The organism is Mycobacterium sp., assembly GCF_032161845.1.
GTDB lineage: Bacteria > Actinomycetota > Actinomycetes > Mycobacteriales > Mycobacteriaceae > Mycobacterium.
The window spans coordinates 1-4,553 of record NZ_JAVRQA010000549.1 but is presented as its reverse complement, the minus strand read 5'-3'; the positions used below and the strand labels follow the sequence as shown (position 1 = coordinate 4,553).

Below are 4,553 nucleotides of genomic sequence, written 5' to 3'. Positions count from 1 at the left end.
CAGCCCCGTCGGCAGCAAACTCAAGACGTCGCCTGGGGGTCAGATCGGTACCTTCGTGACGTGCATTGAACGCGTCACCACGGATTCCGCAGCTACTCCTCGATGGCCAGCACCGGCGTCGGCCGCTGGAATGCGCGCGTCACGACGAGCAGCCAGACGAACCCGAGTGCCAGCCAAATGGACCCGTACAACAAGGTCTTCCCGGACAGACTGGTCCACAGCCAGGCCGTCAGGACGAAGCCGACGCCTGGCAGCACCAGGTTGTTCAGGACGTTCTTGTCGCCCAGGTCGACGAAGTAGTGCTTGATGACGGTCAGGTTCACCGCCGAGAAGGCGATCAACGCGCCGAAACTCACGATGGAGGCGAGGAACTCCAGACTGATCCACACCGCCACCAGTGAGACAACCGACACCACCAGGATGGCGAAGGTCGGCGTCGCGAAGCGCACCGAGACATGCCCGAACACCTTGCGCGGCATGATGCCGTCGCGACCCATCGCGTAGAGGATCCTGGCGACCGACGCCTGCGAGGTCAGTGCGGAGCCGATGCAGCCCGCGATGTACGCGGCGGTGAAGAACGTGTTCAGGAACTGACCGCCGGCCGAGGTCATCACGTCCAGCGAGCCCGAATCGACGTCCGCGAACTGGTTCGACGGGAACACCAACTGGGACACGTAGGACAGCCCGAAGAAGATCAGGCCGCACACCACGGTCGCGATCATGATCGCCTTTGGCACGCTGCGGGTGGGGTCCTTCGCCTCCTCGGACATGGTCGACACCGCGTCGAAGCCGAGGAAGGACAGGCACAGGATCGCCGCACCCGCGAAGATCGGGCTCGCGCCGCTCACCGAACCGTCACCGGTGAACGGCGCCATCAGGTTGACGTTGCCGGCCTTGGTGATGGCCATGACCGCCATCACCACGAAGACGAGGATGAAGACGATCTGCAGTGCGAGCAGCAAGAAGTTGGCCCGCGCCACCGAGACGATGCCGATGACGTTGAGCACCGTCACCAGCGCGATCGACACCAGAATCCACACCCAGGCGGGCACCGACGGAATCGCCGCCTCCATGTAGATGCCGATGACCAGGTAGTTCAGCATCGGCAGGAAGAGATAGTCCAGAAGCAGCGACCATCCCGCCAGGAAGCCGATCGGCGCCCCGAACGTCCTCTGCGTGTACGCGTACGTCGACCCGGCGACGGGGAAGGCCGCCGACATCCTGGCGTAGGACCTTGCTGTGAACACCATCGCGGCCAGTGTCACCAGATAGGCGACCGACAGCCGGCCGCCGGTCAGCTGGGTGACGATCCCGTAGGTGGTGAACACCGTCAGCGGAACCATGTAGACCATGCCGAAGAGCACCAGGGCGGGAACCCCGAGTGCGCGTTTCAAATGTCCCTCGGCCCCGACTGACGTTGTCGATGACATGGCGCGTCCTCCCTGTTGTCACTGCTCTGGTGGAACGAATGGTCGACCGAGTTCGCCTCGGAGGTACGTGCCCCTGATGCCAACGCTGGGCAGCTCCAGTGCGGGCGTCCCGCGTGGGTCGCGGTCCAGCCATACCAGATCCGCGCTGGCGCCGGGAACCAAACGGCCCCAGGTCGCCTCGGCGAACGCCTGTTCGGCGACTCCAGCGGTGTAAGCGCCGAGCGCGCGTTCGATGGTGAGGATCTCCTCAGGCGTCCAGCCGCCATCGGGATCGCCTTCGGGAGTGCAACGCGACACTCCGACTGCGATGCCATCGAGCGGCGCCCCCGACGACACCGGCCAGTCCGAGCCGAGCGCCAGCGGCGCCCCCGACTCGGCGAGGCTGCGCATCCGGTATTGCTTGTCGGCGCGTTCGACACCGAGCCGCGGGATGGTCAGCACCGTCATCAGTGCATCCATCTGCGCCCACAGCGGCTGCATGCAGGGGATCACCCCGAGCGCGGCGAAGCGTTCGAGGTCGGCGTCGTCGACCAGCTGCACGTGGGCGATGACCGGCCTGCGGTCGCGTGGTCCGTTGGACTCGATCGCGAACTCGATGGCGTCGAGGGCCTGGCGGACCGCGGCGTCGCCGATCGCGTGGATGTGGATTTGCAGACCGAGTTCGTCGACGCGGCGGGCGGCGTCGGCGAGGCTGTCGCCCTCCCAGACCTGCATGCCGTGCGAGTGCAGGCCACCGCAGTACGGCTTCAGCAGCGCCCCGGTCTCGTTCTCTACGACCCCGTCGGCGAAGAACTTCACCGTGTGCGCGGTCAGCAGCGGTGAGCCGACCTCGTCGACCCGGCGCCGCGCGTCCGCGAATCCCGTGACCTGAGAATCGAAGTGGCGTGGATCGGCGTAGAGCGCCAGGTTGAAGCGGATGCGCAGGGCGCCCCGCCGAGCCGCCTCGAGGTAGGTGTCGACGTCGCCGGGTTCGACCCACGCGTCCTGCACCCAGGTGACGCCCCTGGCCAGGTAGTAGTCGGCTGCCGTGCCGAGCGCAGCCACCCGCACGTCCTCGTCGCGGGCGGGCATGACGGCGGCGATCAGATCCACCGCACCCCATTCGCGCATGGTGCCAAGCACCGAGCCATCATCGCGGTGCGGAATCTCGCCGAGGACCGGGTCCGGCGTGTCCGACGTGATACCCGCCCGTTGCAGCGCAACGGAATTGACCCACATCGTGTGGTAGTCCCAGGCCCGCAGCGCCACCGGCCGGTCGGGCACCGCCTCGTCCAGCCAGCGTGCGTCGAACAGGCCACCTTCGGCGAGGCTGCCGTCGTAGGAGGCCCCGACGATCCACTCCTCGTCGGGATGCGCGTCGGCGTACGTGCGCACCGCCTCGACGATCTCGGCGACCGACGTGCACGGCCGCACGGCGGGCCCGACGTATTCAAGCCCGCCGAGCAGGGGGTGGGCGTGCCCGTCACCGAATGACGGCATCAAGAAGCCGCCGTCGAGGTCGACTTCGACGGTCTCCGGACGGTCGGCCGCCACCGCGAGGGCGGCCTCGCCGACGGCAGCGATGACGCCACCGTCGACCAAAAGTGCGCTAATCGTCGGTTCGGAGGCGCCAGCCCACACGGTTCCGTTGCGAAACAGGGTCATCGCCACGGATTGGCACACTACGCGGCCTCGACCCATCCGTCTTGCGCCCCGCTCCGAATAACGATCGTGGAACGTGAAGACCTCACCGGACGAACCGTCGCAGTCGTCGGAAGTGGCGTGGCCGGGCTGGTGGCGGCGTACGTGCTGTCGGCCCGCAATCGAGTGACCCTGTTCGAAGCCGACAACAGGCTGGGTGGACATGCGCATACGCATTCCATCGAGCGGGGCGACGGAACCGTCGTCGGCGTCGACTCCGCCTTCCTGGTGCACAACGACAGGACCTACCCGACGTTGTGCCGGCTGTTCGCCGAGTTGGGCATCGAGACGCACGACACGGACATGTCGATGTCCGTGCGCGACGACCGCGTCCAGCGCCTGGGATCCGGTCTCGAATATGCGGGCGCGCGCGGCATCGGCGGGCTCTTCCCGTCGCTCTCGAACCTGGCACGGCCCCGGTATCTCCGAATGCTCGCCGAGGTCAGGCGATTCCACCGCGAAGCCACCCGCCTGCTCGACTCGGCGTCGGACGGTGACGACGCCAACGAAACACTGGGGTCATTCGTCGGCCGTCACGACTTCTCGCCGTACTTCGTCGAACACTTCATGACGCCGCTGGTGGCCGCCGTCTGGTCGTGTGCGCCCGGTGACGCGATGCGCTACCCCGCGCGGTACCTGTTCGTCTTCCTTCAGCACCACGGCATGTTGTCGGTGTTCGGGTCGCCGACGTGGCGGACCGTCGTCGGCGGATCGGCCACCTACGTTCAGGCGGTCGCCCGGCGAATCGACGAGGTGTCCGTGGGCACGCCGGTGCGCTCCGTGCGACGGGTGCCCGATGGCGTGCAGCTCTCCGTCGGCGACGCAGCACCGCGCCAGTTCGACGCGGCCGTCGTCGCCACCCATCCGGACCAGGCCCTGCGCCTGCTCGCCGCACCCACTCCAGCTCAGCGCTCCGTGCTCGGCGCCATCCGCTACTCCACCAACCACACCCACCTGCACACCGACGAGTCGGTGCTTCCCCGACGGTCGCGCGCCAGAGCGTCGTGGAACTACCTGGCGACGCCCAACACCGACCACGTTCTGGTGACCTACGACATCACCCGACTGATGGGGCTCCCCGGCCCTGGGCGGTTCCTCGTCACCCTCGGCGGCCGAGACCGCATCGACCCGGCGAAGGTGATCGCCGAGATGACGTACGACCACCCGCTCTACACCCCCGAATCCGTTGCCGCTCAAGCATTGCTGCCGACCATCGACGACGACCGGCTGACGTTCGCGGGCGCGTACCACGGCTGGGGCTTCCACGAGGACGGCGCCGCTTCCGGGCTGCGTGCGGCCGAGCGGCTTGGGGCGCTCTGGCCCACCGCGGCGAGCCTGGAGTCGGTGCCGTGCTGACCGCCCTCTACCGAACGAGGATCACCCATCTGCGGCGCGCACCCGTGCACCACTACTTCGAGCAGCGTGGCTACAGCTGGTACGTCG

The 4,553-nt window shown here is 67.6% G+C and carries 3 protein-coding genes and 1 pseudogene; 2 read left to right on the top strand and 2 right to left on the bottom strand.

Annotation, left to right across the window (positions count from 1 at the left end):
• Positions 1-92: 92 nt before the first annotated feature.
• Both QOD90_RS30620 and QOD90_RS30615 read right to left on the bottom strand, forming a co-directional pair.
• Positions 93-1,430 (bottom strand): amino acid permease, encoded by a 1,338-nt coding sequence (locus QOD90_RS30620; RefSeq protein ID WP_526356206.1) that lies wholly within the window; start codon positions 1,428-1,430, stop codon positions 93-95.
• Positions 1,431-1,448: 18 nt separating this feature from the next.
• A complete protein-coding gene (locus QOD90_RS30615; protein ID WP_526356208.1) occupies positions 1,449-3,074 on the bottom strand; it encodes an amidohydrolase in 1,626 nt (541 codons plus the stop codon).
• Positions 3,075-3,140: 66 nt separating this feature from the next.
• Here QOD90_RS30615 and QOD90_RS30610 point away from each other — a divergent pair, with 66 nt between their 5' ends.
• Positions 3,141-4,466, top strand: coding sequence for an NAD(P)/FAD-dependent oxidoreductase (locus tag QOD90_RS30610; protein WP_526356205.1), 1,326 nt, complete (start codon positions 3,141-3,143; stop codon positions 4,464-4,466).
• Positions 4,460-4,553, top strand: a pseudogene (locus QOD90_RS30605) (DUF1365 domain-containing protein); the annotation flags it as partial. The gene QOD90_RS30610 and the pseudogene QOD90_RS30605, both read left to right, overlap by 7 nt.

Coding starts and splice junctions, on each gene's coding strand:
- QOD90_RS30620 (WP_526356206.1), bottom strand. CDS start 1,430: ATGTCATCGACAACGTCAGTCGGGGCCGAGGGACATTTGAAACGCGCA.
- QOD90_RS30615 (WP_526356208.1), bottom strand. CDS start 3,074: ATGACCCTGTTTCGCAACGGAACCGTGTGGGCTGGCGCCTCCGAACCG.